The organism is Sphingorhabdus sp. (genome assembly GCF_044338195.1).
GTDB lineage: Bacteria > Pseudomonadota > Alphaproteobacteria > Sphingomonadales > Sphingomonadaceae > Sphingorhabdus_B.
On sequence record NZ_JBIIMC010000001.1, the window covers coordinates 1 to 15,304 of the forward strand.

Sequence of the window (15,304 nt, forward strand, 5' to 3'; positions counted from 1 at the left end):
GCAACGCCATCACGCTCCAGAACGTCGGGCGTAATCGTCAACGGCACTTCAAATGCTTGCCCGGCATAGCGGACGTCAATTTCGAACTCGCTGGTGATGTCCGCATCGTTGATGCCATCTGACTGCAACTGCGCGCGCGTCTGCTCTGCCATTTCTTTCAAAATAGCGATGAGCTCGGACGCGTCGGTTGTTGTCGCAAGCCGTGAAAAGCTGCGCGCTGTTTCTGTACGCATCCGCGTCGTGGCATCACCCAATGCGCACAAGACACCTGGCGAAACGGGTGACACAGCAGGCCAGCTGCCCATCAACCGCGCAACCGCGTTCACATGCAATGGTCCGGCCCCACCAAAGCCCATAAGGGCAAAATGCCGTGGGTCATAACCCTGCTGAACCGAAATCATGCGCAGTGCGCCGAACATATTTTCGTTCACAATATCAATGATACCGCGCGCAGCCGCCATCAGGTCAATGCCAAGCGCGTCAGCGATAGTCTGCACCGCTTTTTTCGCGCCCTCACGGTCAAGCTGGAACGTTCCGCCCAACAGGTTTTCTGGAAGGTAACCCAACACCACATTGGCGTCGGTCACGGTTGGCGCTTCCCCGCCCTTGCCATAGGCAACTGGCCCAGGAACAGCGCCAGCCGATTGCGGCCCAACGCGCAACGCCTTGGTCAATTCAGGCACATAAGCGATCGAACCACCGCCGGCACCAACGGTTTTGACATCAAGCGATGACGCACGCACCGCCAAATGGCCGACCTCGGTCGTACGCACGCGGCGCGGTTCCAGATTTTCGATCAGCGCAACATCGGTCGATGTACCGCCAACATCAAGCGTCAGGATATTCTTGATGCCTGCGTTTTTGCCGACCCAAAGCGCACCTGTCACGCCGCCAGCTGGACCCGACATCAAAATGTCGACGGGATGCTCCTGCGCTTTTTGCGCGGACATCAATCCACCATCGGACCGCAACAACGACAATTTGCCGGTGAAACCAGCGTCAGCCAACTTGCTCCGCAGATTGGAGATATATTTGCCGACCACCGGACGGACCGCGGCGTTCGCAACGGTTGTCAGCGTCCGCTCATATTCCTGCATTTCCGGAAGAACTTCATGGCTGAGCGACACCGGAACATTTGGCATCATTTCACGCGCGAGATCCCCCACCTGCTTTTCATGTGCGCCATTGGTGTAGGCGTTCATGAAGCTGACGGTGATTGCTTCGACGCCCTGTTCTTTCAAATAAGTCAGTGCAGAATTGGCCGACGCGATATCGAGCGGACGGACTTCTTCGCCCTGCGCGTTCATGCGGCCACCAACGGTGACTGTATCTTCCAAAGCGGCCAATGGCGTTGGCTTTGGCCAGATAATCCATGCGGCAAGACCGCCGGGCACATAAGACCGGGCGATCTGCATGATATCCCGATACCCTTCCGTGACGATCAGGCCGACGCGAGCGCCTTTGCCTTCAAGCACGGCATTGGTCGCTACCGTGGTTCCGTGGAGAAAATATTCGATGCCTGCCGCATCTACGCCAGCGTTCGCGCAAATCGCGTTGACGCCGTTCAAAATGCCCTCGCTGCTGTCATGCGGCGTCGACGGCGTTTTGTGCCTCCAAAACGCGCCAGTGTCTGCATTGAACAGCAACAGGTCGGTAAAAGTCCCGCCGACATCTACGCCCAAACGATACCCCATTAAACTCTCCTCACGCTGCTTTTGGAAATGATGGCGATTGCGCCACCATGCCGGGCAATTTCCTGCCCATAATTTCTGAAAGCCAATTGCTGGCCTCAATCAGACTTTGTAAATTCATACCTGTGCTGACGCCTGCGCGCTCAAGCATGTAGACGACGTCTTCGCTGGGCACGTTTCCGGCTGCACCCGGCGCGAATGGACATCCGCCAAGTCCGCCTAGCGAGGCATCTACGACGCGCGCGCCAGCGCCAACAGCTGCCCAAACGTTCGCAAGACCAGTGTTCCGTGTGTTGTGGAAATGCACCCGAACAGGAAGCGGGTTAACCGCCTTGCGAATTTCCGTTACGAGCCGTGCAACATGCGCTGGGTTTCCAACGCCAATGGTATCCGCCAACGCGATTTCCACGGGACCAGCCTCAGCGATCGCGACGGCCATTTCAATGACGCGCTTATCGGCCACTTCACCTTCGAATGGACAGCCAAAAGACGCCGCAATTGTGCATTGCGCCGAACGTCCTTCAGCATGGGCAAGCGCGATAATAGCTTTCGCTGCTTCGACCGATTCGTTGCTGCTTTGGCCTTGATTGGCCATCGCAAATGTATCGGTTGCAACCGCCACCGCGCCCAGCTGATCGATTTTTCCTGTAGCAATGGCGCGCTCTGCGCCACGCAGATTCATGACCAAACCTATAAACGTGACGTCGTCGCGATCAGGAAGGCCCGCACATATATCTTCCGCGTCCGCCATTTGCGGAACGCGCTTTGGGTTCACAAAACTTGTTACCTCAATACGGCGCGCGCCGGCATCGATGGCTCTGTTTGTCAGCGCCAGCTTATTCTGAGTCGAAACCAATACAGCCTCATTTTGCAGGCCATCGCGCGGTCCAACTTCGACAAACTCAATGTGGTCAGAAATGCTCATCGCGACGTAAATGGCATAATTGTATACAAAATCAAATAGGATTATGCGGCCAAATTCGACTTTCGAATTTCCGTATCGGTCGAATGCGCTTCCGCATAGGCGTGGAAGGCGCGCCGGATATGGCCAGTCATTACAGCAGCAGCCCATGCACCATCACGTTTATCAAATGCGATCAGCAATTCGTCGTGATCATGGTGCGAACGACGCAGATTTTCCAAGTCATAATGTCGTGCCGTGCGCAGAACCACAGGTTGCTCGGTAACTTGCGCAAGCATGTTGGTGAGCCGCTCAGATGCGGCAGCTGCAAGGATAATCGCATGGAACTGCCGATTATGATCCAAAAATTTCGGCACATCGGGATTAGGCATGTCGATAGCCTGCTTAAGCTGGGCATTGTGAAAACGAAGCTGCCCCAATTGCTCACGGGTAATCCGGCTTGCTGCGCGCTTTGCGGCATGCGCCTCCAGCATGGCCCGCAATTGGAAGGCATCTTCCAGATCATCCAGTGACCAGTCCGCCACAAAACTCCGCTGCGAATCGTTCCGCCGAATGAACATCTCTGCCTCAAGCCGGCGGAGTGAATCACGTACAGGCGTACGCGACACCCCGCACAATTCCGCAAGCGCCTCTTCACGAATTTGCGAACCGGGCTGCAATTCACCAGACAAAATCATGCTGCGTATATTATTATATGCTCGTTCCGATGCCCGGGACATTAGTGCAACGCTCCTCTTGACGAATGCCATTTGTATACAATAAGCTGCCCCCAAAGCAATAATTGGAAAACTAGGGGAGTAAAGTTACATGCGTATTGGGAAAAGTGCACTCCTGTCATCGATAGCAGTCAGTGTTTTAATTCCGACCACGGCGTTCGCACAGACGGCCGAAGAGGGCGTTGAAGCTGAAGAAATCATCGTAACCGCGCGTCGACAGAATGAACGGCTCGTGGACGTCCCTGCATCTGTATCCGTTATTGATGCCGAATCGCTTGCGAAAACCGGTGCAGACAATGCGCAAGGATTTGCCCAGCTTACACCCGGCGTAACAATCGTAACGGGAACCGCCGAAGCCGGTGATACACAAATCAACATCCGCGGCATTAACGGCGCGCGTGACGCTGAAAGCTCGGTCGCTCTTGTCGTTGACGGCATTTTGAAGACCAACACTGCGCAGCTCAACCAAACGCAAGGCACGCTGCGCCAGATCGAAATATTGAAGGGCCCACAAGGCGCCATCTACGGTCGCAACGCCGCTGCCGGCGCGATTGTCGTATCGACCGTGAAGCCAGGCGATATCCTCGAAGGCGCGGTGAAGCTTAGCTACGCTAACGAAAAAACGGTGGAAGGTTCGGCCTATATCTCATCGCCATTGGGCGATAATGCAGGCTTTGTTCTGTCGGGTAACTACCGCAGCACGGACGGTTTTTACCGCAACCTGTATCTCGATCAAAAGGTGGTCGACGATCAGGAGGTCTACTCCATCGACGGCCGCTTTATGGCGCAACTGGGCGATGCGACGGAACTGGACGTAAAGGCACGTTATTCGAAGTTCTCGGGCGCATCCATCAACTTCAACTCGGTATTTCATATCGAAGCATTTGGTGGCGCATTTTTCGAAGACGTCGATGCCCATGAACTGCGTTACTACAGCAACATCCGCCCAACGAACGACCAGCGGTCGATCGATCTTTCGGCAAAAATCGATCATGACTTTGGTTCAACGCGTTTAACGGCTTGGGCATTATATTCAGATGTCGACCAAAGCCTAACCGCAGACGGCACCTCGGCTGATTTCGCACGTTATATTTCACCAGCGCTGGGCGCGCCTTCGAACGCAACAAATGTGGCGGTACAAAACCGATGCTTTGCATCAACGGCATCTTTGACTGGCTTCCCGGTCAACGCACCAGGTTTCGTCGGACAAATTCCAGTGCCATTTATTTTTGCACCAGCGACGGGCTCAACCTTCGGTGCGTACAGCCCGACAACCTGCGACGGTACGCAGCTGCAAATTCGCAACCAAAAGGACATCAGCGGCGAAATCCGTTTGGCGTCGAATACGGATGGCGCGCTGAATTGGCAATTGGGTGTCTATGGACTGCACATCGACCGCACCGTGGGCGTCAGCCTTGGCGCGGACTTGGGCCAAGGCGTGAGCCGTTCGCTGTACAACGCACCGGGCAGCAGCAACCCGACTTCGCAGTTGTTCAACGACACATTCAAAACCGATGTTTATGCAGCATTTGGCTCGCTCGACTATAAAATGTCCGATCAATTCAAAGCAGGCGTCGCATTGCGTTATGACGTTGAAGATCGCACAACGTCCAACCTCGTGCCAAATGTGTTTGACCCGATTACCGGCGCGAAGATCAATCCCGGCCTTCCCGCAACAGGCGGAATCGCGGATAAATCAGCCAGCTTTAAGCAAGTGCAGCCAAAGGTCACGCTTAGCTACACGCCGAATAGCTCGACAAACATCTACGCCAACTGGGGCATTGGATTTAAATCGGGCGGCTTCAACAACACCGGTTCGTCTGCTCTGGTGAATGCAAACTTCAATGTTCCTGCAATCGGCGCAGGCGTGACGATCAATGACCTGTTCCGCAAAGAACGGTCGAGTTCATTTGAAGCGGGCATCAAGGGATCGTTGTTTGACAACCGCGTGACGTTTGATCTTGCCGGTTATTACACCCGCATCACAGACATGCAGTTCTTCGAATTCTTCGTGGGCTCCTTTGGTCTGCTGCGCGTTGTTTCCAACATCGATCAGGTCGATGTTAAGGGCGTCGAGCTGAACACAACTGCCAAAATTGTGGATGGTTGGAAGGTCTTCGGTTCGGTCAACCTGACGGACAGCGAAATTAAAGAAAATGCGTCACGGCCTTACACCGTGGGCAACAAATCGCCTTACACCGCAGACTACACAATCAACCTCGGCAGCCAGATTGATACACCGCTGAATGACAGCATGGATCTGGTTCTGCGTGCCGATTATCGGATTACCGGTGCGACGTGGTTCCACACCGTTCAGGATCAAACACGGTCGACGATTTTCAGCCAGCTGCTGCCAATTTCGGCGCTCGCGCTCCCCGGGGCCGTTGGAAACGCCAATTACAGCGTAGCCAAGCGTGATCCGTTCGGCGTCTTGAACCTGCGCTTTGGTCTCGAAGGTGATAACTGGAATGTCACTGCATTCGCTGACAATTTGCTCGACCGCAAATACATCAACGAAGCCATTCCAGCGATTGAATTTGGCGGTTCATTCATCTCGCCAGGCGCACGTCGCCTGATGGGTGTCGAAGTGGGCTACAAATTTTAATCAGACCGATCATACGCTCTAACAGAAGTTGGTAGTTGAATTCCATTCTCGCACTTTGGCTAAGTGCGAGGGATAAAAGTACCGGTAGGATGGCATCGCGAATACTATTCGTGGTGCCATCTTGCTGTATATCATGGCATTTTGCCCAGCCGAAACACCGAAAAAGTAAATAGGCTGAGGCCTTATTGCTCTCGGGGGCAATGTTGCCTTCCGCCCGTGCCTGGAAACCTGAACACAGGAACCACAAGCGGCGGGATCTTTCAATGTGGCGGCTTCCGTCAAAACATTGCACAAAGCCTTTTGATCAAATTGCGTGGAGAATGTTCGGATCGTGTTCGGATTTTTCAGGGTTCTTATAAATACCTGATTTATAGTGTAAATTTCATAGAGCCGAATCTTGCCAAGGTTGGGGTCGAGGGTTCGAATCCCTTCGCCCGCTCCAATGATTTCAATGCTTTAGGCGAAAGAGCCTTTGCTACCGAAGGCCGCCTTTCGGCGTGCGTTTGTGTATAAGTGTTCTGATTGGAACTGCTGCACAAAAATCATGGAAATTCAGTGTTTAAGTCAGCCTTGGATGGAGCATTGCCGGTTTACGCGATTGGTATTGCGTTCATCATTGAGTTCAGCTTGCCCCTAAAAACGGATGAGCGAGCTCATCCGTAACGCTTTGGGACTGGTCCGCGCAATCCCGAACCCCATATAAGCCGAATTTGTCCGGGAATAGCCGTTGGCGTCCAACACCGTTCGCCGGCGTTCCATTGAGAACAGTTTGCCTTGTCGAAAAGTCTAAGCGGCCATCGTGCTTGATCGGTTATCATGGCAGCTTCTGGGCCGGGAGCGGACATACGGCTTTTTGGTCTATGATTGTCCAACGCTGCCTGTCAGCAACCGCTAATACTCGAATTGATCTGCAGGGTGACTGGTGGATCATTCTATCAAAATGCTCGCCTGATCGCTTTCATGCCATCATCATGGAATGCGAAAAAGTAGCGCCTCAAACCACGCGCTGAATGTCTGTATATGGGCCGCTTGTTTGCAAAGTAATGATCACGCGTTGTTTGGACCGATTGCGCCAAAACCAGCCATGCGTGCCGTCAAAGGCCGTGATGATACTGCCTTTTTGACCGACTGACCCTTTGCCCTTGCCATATCCATGATAGAATCCGCGTCGTTTGACGAGCGGATCGCCGTGCGTGTCGTAATTGACAGCGCCGCCCGATACGCTCCAACTATATGTGATGCGGACACCTTTATCTGCGCGCAATTTAATCTCTGCGCCCTCCCCCGGTTCAAGCGTAATCTCCTTACGGTCCGTTCGATCAGCTACCGCGACAGCAGGAGGTGATGCTGCTTCGACCAATGGAATATCATTTAACTGAGGTTCCGACTCCAGATCAGCCGCAGCTTCATCGGCAAGTTGCATCTTGATTTCACCCATCTCGGTCAAGCCGAGAATGCGTCCTGCTCCGGTGGGATCAATGCCATATTCCGATGGAAGGACAACCGTCACAAGCAGCGCGCCTGCGCCCCCCAACGCAATCAGCGTCGATCTTATCAGTTGGCGCGATGTTGGTAGCTCAGACAATTCAGGCAGTTGAGAATTGAACATAAAAATATCCTTACGCTAAAGCCAGGCCAGTCAGCTGATAGCCCACGAGCATGAACCCGGCCATCATCAGCAAGATATTCGCAGCATAAGCATAACCAGCAAAACTGCGTGTTCTGCGCCAAAAGCTCATGATGATTAAGATTGCAGAAAGGGCAATCAATTGCCCGATCTCGACGCCAATATTGAACGCAATGAGGTTGGGCAGCAATCCGTCCTTTGACAGTTCAAATTCTTGAATCTTGGTGGCCAACCCAAAGCCATGAAAAAGGCCGAAAACAAAAGTGGCCAATCTTGTATCAGGTTGCACACCAAACCAGCGCCGGTACGCACCCAAATTATCAAGCGCTTTGTAGACCACCGATAAGCCAATGATCGCATCAATCATGTACGCGTTGGCACCTACACCTGCCAGAACGCCGAACAGCATGGTCGCAGAATGGCCAACCGCAAATAATGTCACATACAGTGCGATATCTTTGAGCTTGTAGAGAAAGAAAATGACGCCGCACAAAAACAGCAAATGGTCATAGCCCGTGACCATATGCTTCGCGCCGAGATACATAAACGGCAGGAATTGCACCCCGCTTACTTCCTGCACATAGCCTTGGTCGCCCTCGGCCACACCATGGGCAAAAGCATCGGTCGCCCCGAGCATGATGAACAGAAGCAGGGCACCGCAAAACCAAGCCCATGACGAAGCAAAATGTCTCATAACTGGAATTTTCACGACGCCGATTCCTGCGCAAATTTGAGGCAAGTGGTACGCGCCACATCAGCACCAACATGCGCTGCCGTCAAAACATTTTGCACCGCTGCTGCAATTGGGCCGGTCAGAATGCGTGGCCGTCGGCACTAGAATTGCAGATGTTGGCTGGTCCGATCCTGCAGGCTTCACTCAGTACAACTGCACCTTGAGCTGCCGGATTGTTCGCAAATTGTGCGGCCTATCACAGAGGATTGACAATGTAATGATATTCTATCACATTATTGTTGATTTCTGAGACCTTGGGAGATTAAACACGTGCGTTCTATATCCATTTTGCTGGCTGGTATTTCCTGCCTAGCGACCGTTCCTGCTTATGCCGAAGAGGTTGATGACGCTGAAATTACGGTGACAGGCATCCGTCAGGCGTATCGAGGCGATTTTGAACAGAAGGAAATCCCGCAGGCAATTGCAACGATCGATGCAAAGCAGTTGGTGGAGAACAATATCCTACGGCTGACCGATGCACTCGATCTCAACGCCTCCGTCGCGCGGCAAAATACGCTGGGCGGGTTATGGGATGCATTCGCCATTCGCGGCTTTGCCGGTGATGAGAATTTGCCCAGTGGCTATCTGGTCAATGGGTTTAACGGCGGGCGCGGTTTTGGTGGCCAACGTGACGTGGCGGGGATCGAAAGCATTGAGGTTTTGAAGGGACCTGCCGCCGCACTTTTGGGGCGTGGCGAGCCTGGGGGGACCATCAACATTGTCACCAAACAGCCCGTTTATGGCAGCGGCTTTGGAACGGCCGCGTTACAATATGGCAGCTTTGACCGATTGCGCGCAGAGGCCGATGCCAATGTGGCGATCGGACAGAACCTCTCCGTCCGCTTGGTCGGCTATGCGGAGGGGACGGAGAGTTTCCGCGACACTATCGAGTCCAATCGCCGCGGGTTTTTGCCCTCTGTAGGTCTTAGGTTGGGCGACCAGACCCGGCTGACCTATGATCTGGAATGGACCCGCGTGGCTGTGCCCTTTGATCGCGGCATCGTTGTCCTCAACAACAATTTCAAAACGATACCGCGCAGCCGTTTCTTGGGCGAGCCAGGTGATGGAGACCATGTAGCGCGCGCCGAAGGTCACCAACTACGGGTCCAACATGATTTCAATGACAAATGGAGTGTGCAACTGGGTGTGAGCCACAGGGACACCTTACTCACCGGGCAATCGTCCGATGCAGAACTGGTCCGTTCCCGGCAAAAGCTATTTGCGGACGGACGGTCGCTGTCCCGTCAGCGTAGGTCACGTATGTATGATTCCGAACACTTTGTCGTGCGTGGAGAAGTGTCTGGCGAATTTGATCTGGGTGGCATGCGGCACCGGATCCTGTTTGGCGCAGACTATGATAAGTTCGAAAATGACCAAGATTTCCGACGTTTCCGTCCACCGGCAGTTTCCGGGAATCCTTCGGATCTGGCCGCGAACATCATAGACATCGTGAATCCCGTATATGGACGCTTTCCTCTACCGACACCCGCTCCACTCACCAATCGGGTGGATATTCAGAAATCGACAGGCTTTTATTTGCAGGACCAGATTAACCTGTCTGACAGGCTGCAGGTGCGGATTGGCGCGCGTTATGATGATTTTCAATTGACGACCAATAACCGGATTACAACTGTTGTAAGCGAACGGAAGGCCAGTCGCCTGAGCCCACAGGCTGGCCTTGTTTTCGAAACATCGGATGCAGTTTCCCTATATGCTGTGTATGGTGAAGGCTTCCGCGCCAATATCGGCACAGATGCCGCCGGCCGGATATTTGATCCCGAAACCAGCCAGTCCATCGAAGCTGGTGCAAAGCTCAGCCTGCTAGACGGAAAACTGACGGGAACATTCTCGCTGTATGAGATGACGAAGAGCAATGTGTTGGCAACGGACACCGCCAATCCCGGGTTTCTGGTAACGGTCGGTAAGGCACGAAGCCGCGGTGCGGAGATGGATATCGCCGGGAAAATCACCTCTACGCTGGGTCTATTGTTCAGCTATGCCTATACGGACGCGGAATCCCGCTCGTTGATCCTTGATCCCAATTTCTCGTTTCAGATCCGGCCGGGCGATCCGCTCATCAATATTCCCAAGCATAGCGTGAATGTTCAGGTGACACAGGATTTCACCATGGGTTCCATGAACGGAAAGATCGGCGCCGGAGTGCAGCATGTCGGCAAGCGTTCAGGCGAAACCGGCACGGCATTCAAACTGCCAGCGCACAATTTGGTGCGACTGTTCGGCCAGTTTGAAGTGATCGACGGGGTGGAACTATTCGGTGAAGTGCGCAACCTGTTCAATGCACATTGGTATGCCAACAGCTATGCGTCTTTATGGGTGCAACCCGGAACGCCGAGGGCAGCTTCGATTGGCGTCCGGAGCCGGTTCTGATGACTGTCATTCAAATATCGGAACTGAGTGTTGAACGTGGCGGTAAGACAGTGCTCGACAACCTTTCGCTGTCGGTTGCAACGGGCGAAATCTATGCGCTGCTGGGCGGTAATGGCGCGGGCAAGTCGACGACGCTTTCAACGTTGCTTGGGTTTCTCAAACCGTCATCAGGTTCTGCAATGGTTGCAGGCATAAACCCGGCCCATGACGCGGAAGCCGCCCGGCACAAAATTGCGTATTTGCCGGAAAATGTGGCGCTATATGAGCATTTAACGGCACGCGAAAATGTCGATTATTTTTTGGCGCTTGCTGGTGAAACACACAGTAGTGAAGAAATTGAAGCGGCGTTTGATGCGGCAGGCCTGCAAGCAGAAGCCCGCAGCCGAACCCTATCCGGTTTTTCAAAGGGCATGCGGCAAAAGGTGGCGATTGCATTGGCGGTCGTGCGCGAAGTGCCTGTATTGTTGCTCGACGAGCCGACGTCCGGCCTCGACCCCCGCGCTACCGCCGATTTCAACGCGCTGCTCGCCACTCTCAAGGCGCGGGGCACCGCCATTCTGATGGTAACGCACGACCTGCTTGGCGCAGCGGACTGCGCCGACCGGATCGGCTTTCTCGATGCGGGGCGCATTGTCGAAGAGGTTTGCCGTGAGCAAGGCTATGACGTGATGGCTCTGCACCGCCGCTATGGCGAGGCCGTTGCTGCATGAGCAGCATCCGGTTAATTGCCGGCGACGAATGGCGTCTGCTCCGTCGGAACCGCGTTGCGATGCTCGGGTTGGTCATCCTGATTGCGCTATCGCTGATCGCCGCGCTGACTTCGATTGCCCAGCGCGACGCAAGCGACTCCATTCGCGCCAGATTCCAGCAACAAGCTGATGCGGCCTTTGATGGTGCGCCCGCACGCCACCCGCACCGTATGGTTCATTACGGCCATTTCGTATTCCGCCCGCTGCCCGTGCTTGCGGCTTTTGATCCCGGCGTGGACGCGTTTACTGGCAATACGATTTATCTGGAGGGACACCGGCAAAACAGTGCCAATTTCGGTGATGTCCGGCAAAGTTCCTTGCTCGTCCGATTTGGCCAGCTAACACCCGCCTTTGTGTTGCAGGCACTTGCGCCTTTGATGTTGATCTTCATCGGTTTTGGCGCGGTCGCGCGCGAACGGGAACGTGGCACCGTCCGACAACTTTTTGCCCATGGCGTTTCGGCGCGCAGCGTGATCCTCGGCAAGGCATTAGGGCTGGGTCGCATAGCTGCATTGATGCTGGCTCCTGTTGCCCTTGCGCTTGGCTGGTTGATGGCGACCGAGGGTGCGCCCTTGGCGCCGAGCCTTTTCATACTTTCCGGCTACGCACTTTATCTCGCGATCTGGGTTCTGCTGATCATCATTGTATCGGCCTTGTCAGGCCATGCGCGTGGTGCGCTTATGACATTGATAGGGCTTTGGGCGCTTGCGGTGATCTTGCTTCCCCGGCTCGCGCCAGATCTTGCGGTTGCGGCAAACCCCGCTCTCACCCGGCTGGAAACGGATATCGCCGTCCAGAAAGATCTGCGGAATATGGGGGATAGCCATGATCCGGATGATCCCCATTTCAACGCCTTCAAGGCACGCACGTTAAAGCAATATGGCGTTGAGAAAGTGGAAGACCTGCCCGTCAACTATCGCGGATTGCTGGCAATGGAAGGCGAAAAGCTGACATCCAAGCTGTTCGATGACTATGCGAAGCGCCAGTTTGCTGTCCATAGGACGCAGAGCCTTCAGTCAGATATTGTCGGCCTGATAAGCCCCGCAATCGCGTTACGCCGTCTATCCATGTCCGCGTCGGGCACCGATTTGGAAGGACATCGTCGGTTCCTCTCGCAGGCCGAAGCCTATCGTTTCGCGATCGTCCAGAAGCTTAATGCCTTGCAGGTCAAATCCATAACCTATGAAGATGACAGTAATCGGAACAAGGACCCCGAAGCCGCACGCCGCGTTCGCATTGATCCCAAAAATTGGCAAGAAGTGCCCGACTTTAGCTATCGTGCGGCATCAACGTCTGAGAAACTGCGGGCCGCGCTTCCGGGCTTACTGATCCTCTTGGGATGGTTTGCTGCCCTCCTGCTTGGCCTCCGCTTTGCCGCCCGTCGGCTTGGAGGCACGGCATGAAGGGACTATGGCAACAAGAGGCATATCTATTCCTTAAACAAAGGCTGGCCTTACCCGCACTTTTGCTGATGGCGATCCTCTCCATAGCGAGTGTCTGGGCCGGCATGGCAGAGATAGCACGTCAAAAGGAGACGATTGCACGCATCCAGCCACAACAGGCCAATGATGTTGCCGCTATTGCCAAATGGGTGTCGAAAGAAGGTGATGCCGGAAACGCTGCTTATTATACCTTCCATGCAACTTGGGATAATCCATCGGCGCTGGCATTTGCCGCGATTGGCCAGCGTGACGTCGCGCCCTATATCCTTCGCGTGCGCGCATTGGGGTTAGAGGCGCAACTTTATGAGAGCGAGAATTACAATGCTGAACTCGCGCTACCCGGCCGGTTCGATTGGGCTTTTGTGCTCACATATCTCGCGCCCCTGTTTGTTATTGTTCTTTTGCATGACTTGAAATCGGGCGAGCGCGAGGCAGGACGCTTTAATTTGCTGGCTGCCATGGCGCGAAATGAAACAGGCCTGTGGCGTCGGCGTATTGTTCTGCGCACAGGGCTCTTATGGTTAGCGCTCGTCATGCCACTTGCGGCAGGAGGCTTACTGTCAGGAGCAAATTTTGGTGGCATCCTGATTTTCTTTGCTGTTTCTGCCGCTTATCTGGGATTTTGGACTGTGCTATGCCTGTTGGTGGATCGCAAGGGCTGGAGCTCTGTCACCAATGCCGCAACGCTCGCCGCAAGCTGGCTGGTACTCACGCTGATCCTGCCTGCACTGGCGCATCTGGGTATCAACGCAGCCGTCCCCGTACGACAGGGCGTGGAGTTGACTCTCGAACAGCGCGAGAAGATCCATGGCGGTTGGGACCGGCCAAAGGAAGAAACGATGCAGGCCTTTTTCAAAGTTCATCCTGAATGGAGGAACAACAAGCCCGTCGAAGGTGGGTTCCACTGGAAATGGTATTACGCTTTTCAACATTTGGGCGACCTTGCGGCTGCGCCCCAAGCCCAAGCCTATCGAAATGGCCTCGAAGCGCGTGACCAATGGACGTCACGGATCGGATTTCTATTGCCTGCAGTCGGCGTGCAAGCAGTGCTGCACCGTCAGACGGAGACTGATCTTCGCGCTGGCCTAGCGTATCAAGACCGGGTCCGCGCTTATCACGAACGGCTACGGAAATTCTATTATCCCTATCTGTTCAACGACACGCCATTCCGCGAGGCCGATTTTAGCAAGGCGCCAAGGTGGGATTGACCCAAAACATTCTGACGTTCGTCTGGAAACTTGAACACAGGGTCAAGAGTGGCTAAGTCGTTTATGGCGGCGGCTTGTGGTCATCGCAGAAGATTGCTTACGCCCCGCGAACGAGCGTGCTGCGCGCAAGACGGTATACCAATCCGGTAAGCCCATCATAATTGGCGCGGTGGTAAGCAGAATCGGGCGCCAATTGTGCGGTCAGGCGTTTGTGCGCCGTCCCAAGCGCATGATATGGCACGCTGGGCAGCAAGTGGTGCAATGCGTGGTAACGTAGGCCCACAGGTGCCCAGATCTCTGCCAGCAAACCAGGCGGCGGGACGTTGACGCTGTCGAGGAACTGGGCGGTCACACTCAGTGGCTCACCGTCATTTTCCCATAAATGCGCGACAAGCGTGCGGACTTGGTTGAGCACGGCGACGCTTGCGACGATGGCAAGGAAGATGAGGAAAGACTGCAGCGGGATGAAACCGGTAAATACGCCGGTTAGGAGCACAATTGACCAGATACTTGCGGCGGTTTCCTGCACGATCCAGTTGCGATGTGCATCGCCCTCGGCGGGTCTGCGGCGGAATGCAGGGTTGATCGCAAGGCCCGAATAACGTTCGACCACTATCTTGCGCAATGCAGGAATGAACAGCGAAAGCGGCGCAAGTACAGCGTTGCGGAACAGCAAAGCGATCGGCGCCAGCAACGATACGATGATGAATACCGGCAGCGTCCATGGCTTCATCAGCGCCAAGGGCAGATATTCGGGATCCTGGTCCGTGCCATAACGTGTGCGCGCGTGGTGCAGGTTGTGGATGCCTTCATACATATAAGACGGCACGAGCAGGGGCACACCAATCACGGCGTTAAAGCCAAAGCGGAAACCGGGAAGCGCGGAATGCTTCACATGCGTCACTTCGTGAATGAAGCCGCCGGCGCGATATAAGCCAAGGATCGAGACCAACGCCGCAACGCACTGAACCCACGGGGTTCCCGACATGATGGCCACCGCAAGTCCGGCATAGCCAACCAGCGCTGACAAAAGGAAATCCGACCAGAAAATGCGCGGGTTCGGCGCAGCAAGGTCACGCGTGAGTTCGGCAACCGCACGCAACATCGCTTTGTCATCAGGAACCTGTTTGAGGCGCGCTGCGCGGTCGACGAGATCACCGCCCAAAATGGCGCCGTCTGTGTGCGTGTGCGGGGTCAGTAACATTTCACTCATGCGCGTATCA

The 15,304-nt window shown here is 54.6% G+C and carries 11 protein-coding genes; 5 read left to right on the plus strand and 6 right to left on the minus strand.

Annotation, left to right across the window (positions count from 1 at the left end):
* The 3 genes from ACIQZK_RS00005 to ACIQZK_RS00015 all read right to left on the minus strand — a co-directional run.
* The coding region (locus ACIQZK_RS00005; protein WP_397574340.1) for a hydantoinase/oxoprolinase family protein at positions 1 to 1,694 on the minus strand (1,694 nt) is incomplete at its 3' end.
* 10 nt (positions 1,695 to 1,704) lie between these two features.
* On the minus strand, positions 1,705 to 2,616 hold the full coding sequence (locus ACIQZK_RS00010; protein WP_397574341.1) for a hydroxymethylglutaryl-CoA lyase: 912 nt from the start codon (positions 2,614 to 2,616) through the stop codon (positions 1,705 to 1,707).
* 41 nt (positions 2,617 to 2,657) lie between these two features.
* Positions 2,658 to 3,362 carry a GntR family transcriptional regulator gene (locus ACIQZK_RS00015; protein WP_397574342.1) on the minus strand — a complete coding sequence of 235 codons (705 nt, stop codon included), beginning with the start codon at positions 3,360 to 3,362 and terminating at the stop codon, positions 2,658 to 2,660.
* Between the two features lie 58 nt (positions 3,363 to 3,420).
* On the opposite strand from ACIQZK_RS00015, the gene ACIQZK_RS00020 reads away from it, so the two are divergent.
* On the plus strand, positions 3,421 to 5,934 hold the full coding sequence (locus tag ACIQZK_RS00020; RefSeq protein ID WP_397574343.1) for a TonB-dependent receptor: 2,514 nt from the start codon (positions 3,421 to 3,423) through the stop codon (positions 5,932 to 5,934).
* Between the two features lie 994 nt (positions 5,935 to 6,928).
* Here the strand turns inward: ACIQZK_RS00020 and ACIQZK_RS00025 are convergent.
* A complete protein-coding gene (locus ACIQZK_RS00025) occupies positions 6,929 to 7,543 on the minus strand; it encodes a transmembrane anchor protein (protein WP_397574344.1) in 615 nt (204 codons plus the stop codon).
* A 10-nt stretch (positions 7,544 to 7,553) separates the two neighbouring features.
* A complete protein-coding gene (locus ACIQZK_RS00030) occupies positions 7,554 to 8,255 on the minus strand; it encodes a HupE/UreJ family protein (RefSeq protein ID WP_397574345.1) in 702 nt (233 codons plus the stop codon).
* Between the two features lie 318 nt (positions 8,256 to 8,573).
* Between ACIQZK_RS00030 and ACIQZK_RS00035 the strand changes: the two genes are divergently transcribed.
* The 4 genes from ACIQZK_RS00035 to ACIQZK_RS00050 are packed head-to-tail and all read left to right on the plus strand — an operon-like array spanning position 8,574 to position 14,081.
* Positions 8,574 to 10,682 (plus strand): TonB-dependent siderophore receptor, encoded by a 2,109-nt coding sequence (locus tag ACIQZK_RS00035; protein ID WP_397574447.1) that lies wholly within the window; start codon positions 8,574 to 8,576, stop codon positions 10,680 to 10,682.
* Positions 10,682 to 11,392 (plus strand): ABC transporter ATP-binding protein, encoded by a 711-nt coding sequence (locus ACIQZK_RS00040; RefSeq protein ID WP_397574346.1) that lies wholly within the window; start codon positions 10,682 to 10,684, stop codon positions 11,390 to 11,392. The genes ACIQZK_RS00035 and ACIQZK_RS00040 overlap by 1 nt, the downstream gene beginning before the upstream one ends.
* Entirely contained in the window at positions 11,389 to 12,834 is a 1,446-nt protein-coding gene (locus ACIQZK_RS00045; RefSeq protein WP_397574347.1) for a DUF3526 domain-containing protein, read from the plus strand. The genes ACIQZK_RS00040 and ACIQZK_RS00045 overlap by 4 nt, the downstream gene beginning before the upstream one ends.
* On the plus strand, positions 12,831 to 14,081 hold the full coding sequence (locus ACIQZK_RS00050; protein WP_397574348.1) for a DUF3526 domain-containing protein: 1,251 nt from the start codon (positions 12,831 to 12,833) through the stop codon (positions 14,079 to 14,081). Before ACIQZK_RS00045 ends, ACIQZK_RS00050 begins: the two co-directional genes overlap by 4 nt.
* A 97-nt stretch (positions 14,082 to 14,178) precedes the next feature.
* On the opposite strand, the gene ACIQZK_RS00055 is transcribed toward ACIQZK_RS00050, so the two are convergent.
* Positions 14,179 to 15,294, minus strand: coding sequence for a fatty acid desaturase family protein (locus ACIQZK_RS00055; protein WP_397574349.1), 1,116 nt, complete (start codon positions 15,292 to 15,294; stop codon positions 14,179 to 14,181).
* Positions 15,295 to 15,304 lie beyond the last annotated feature (10 nt).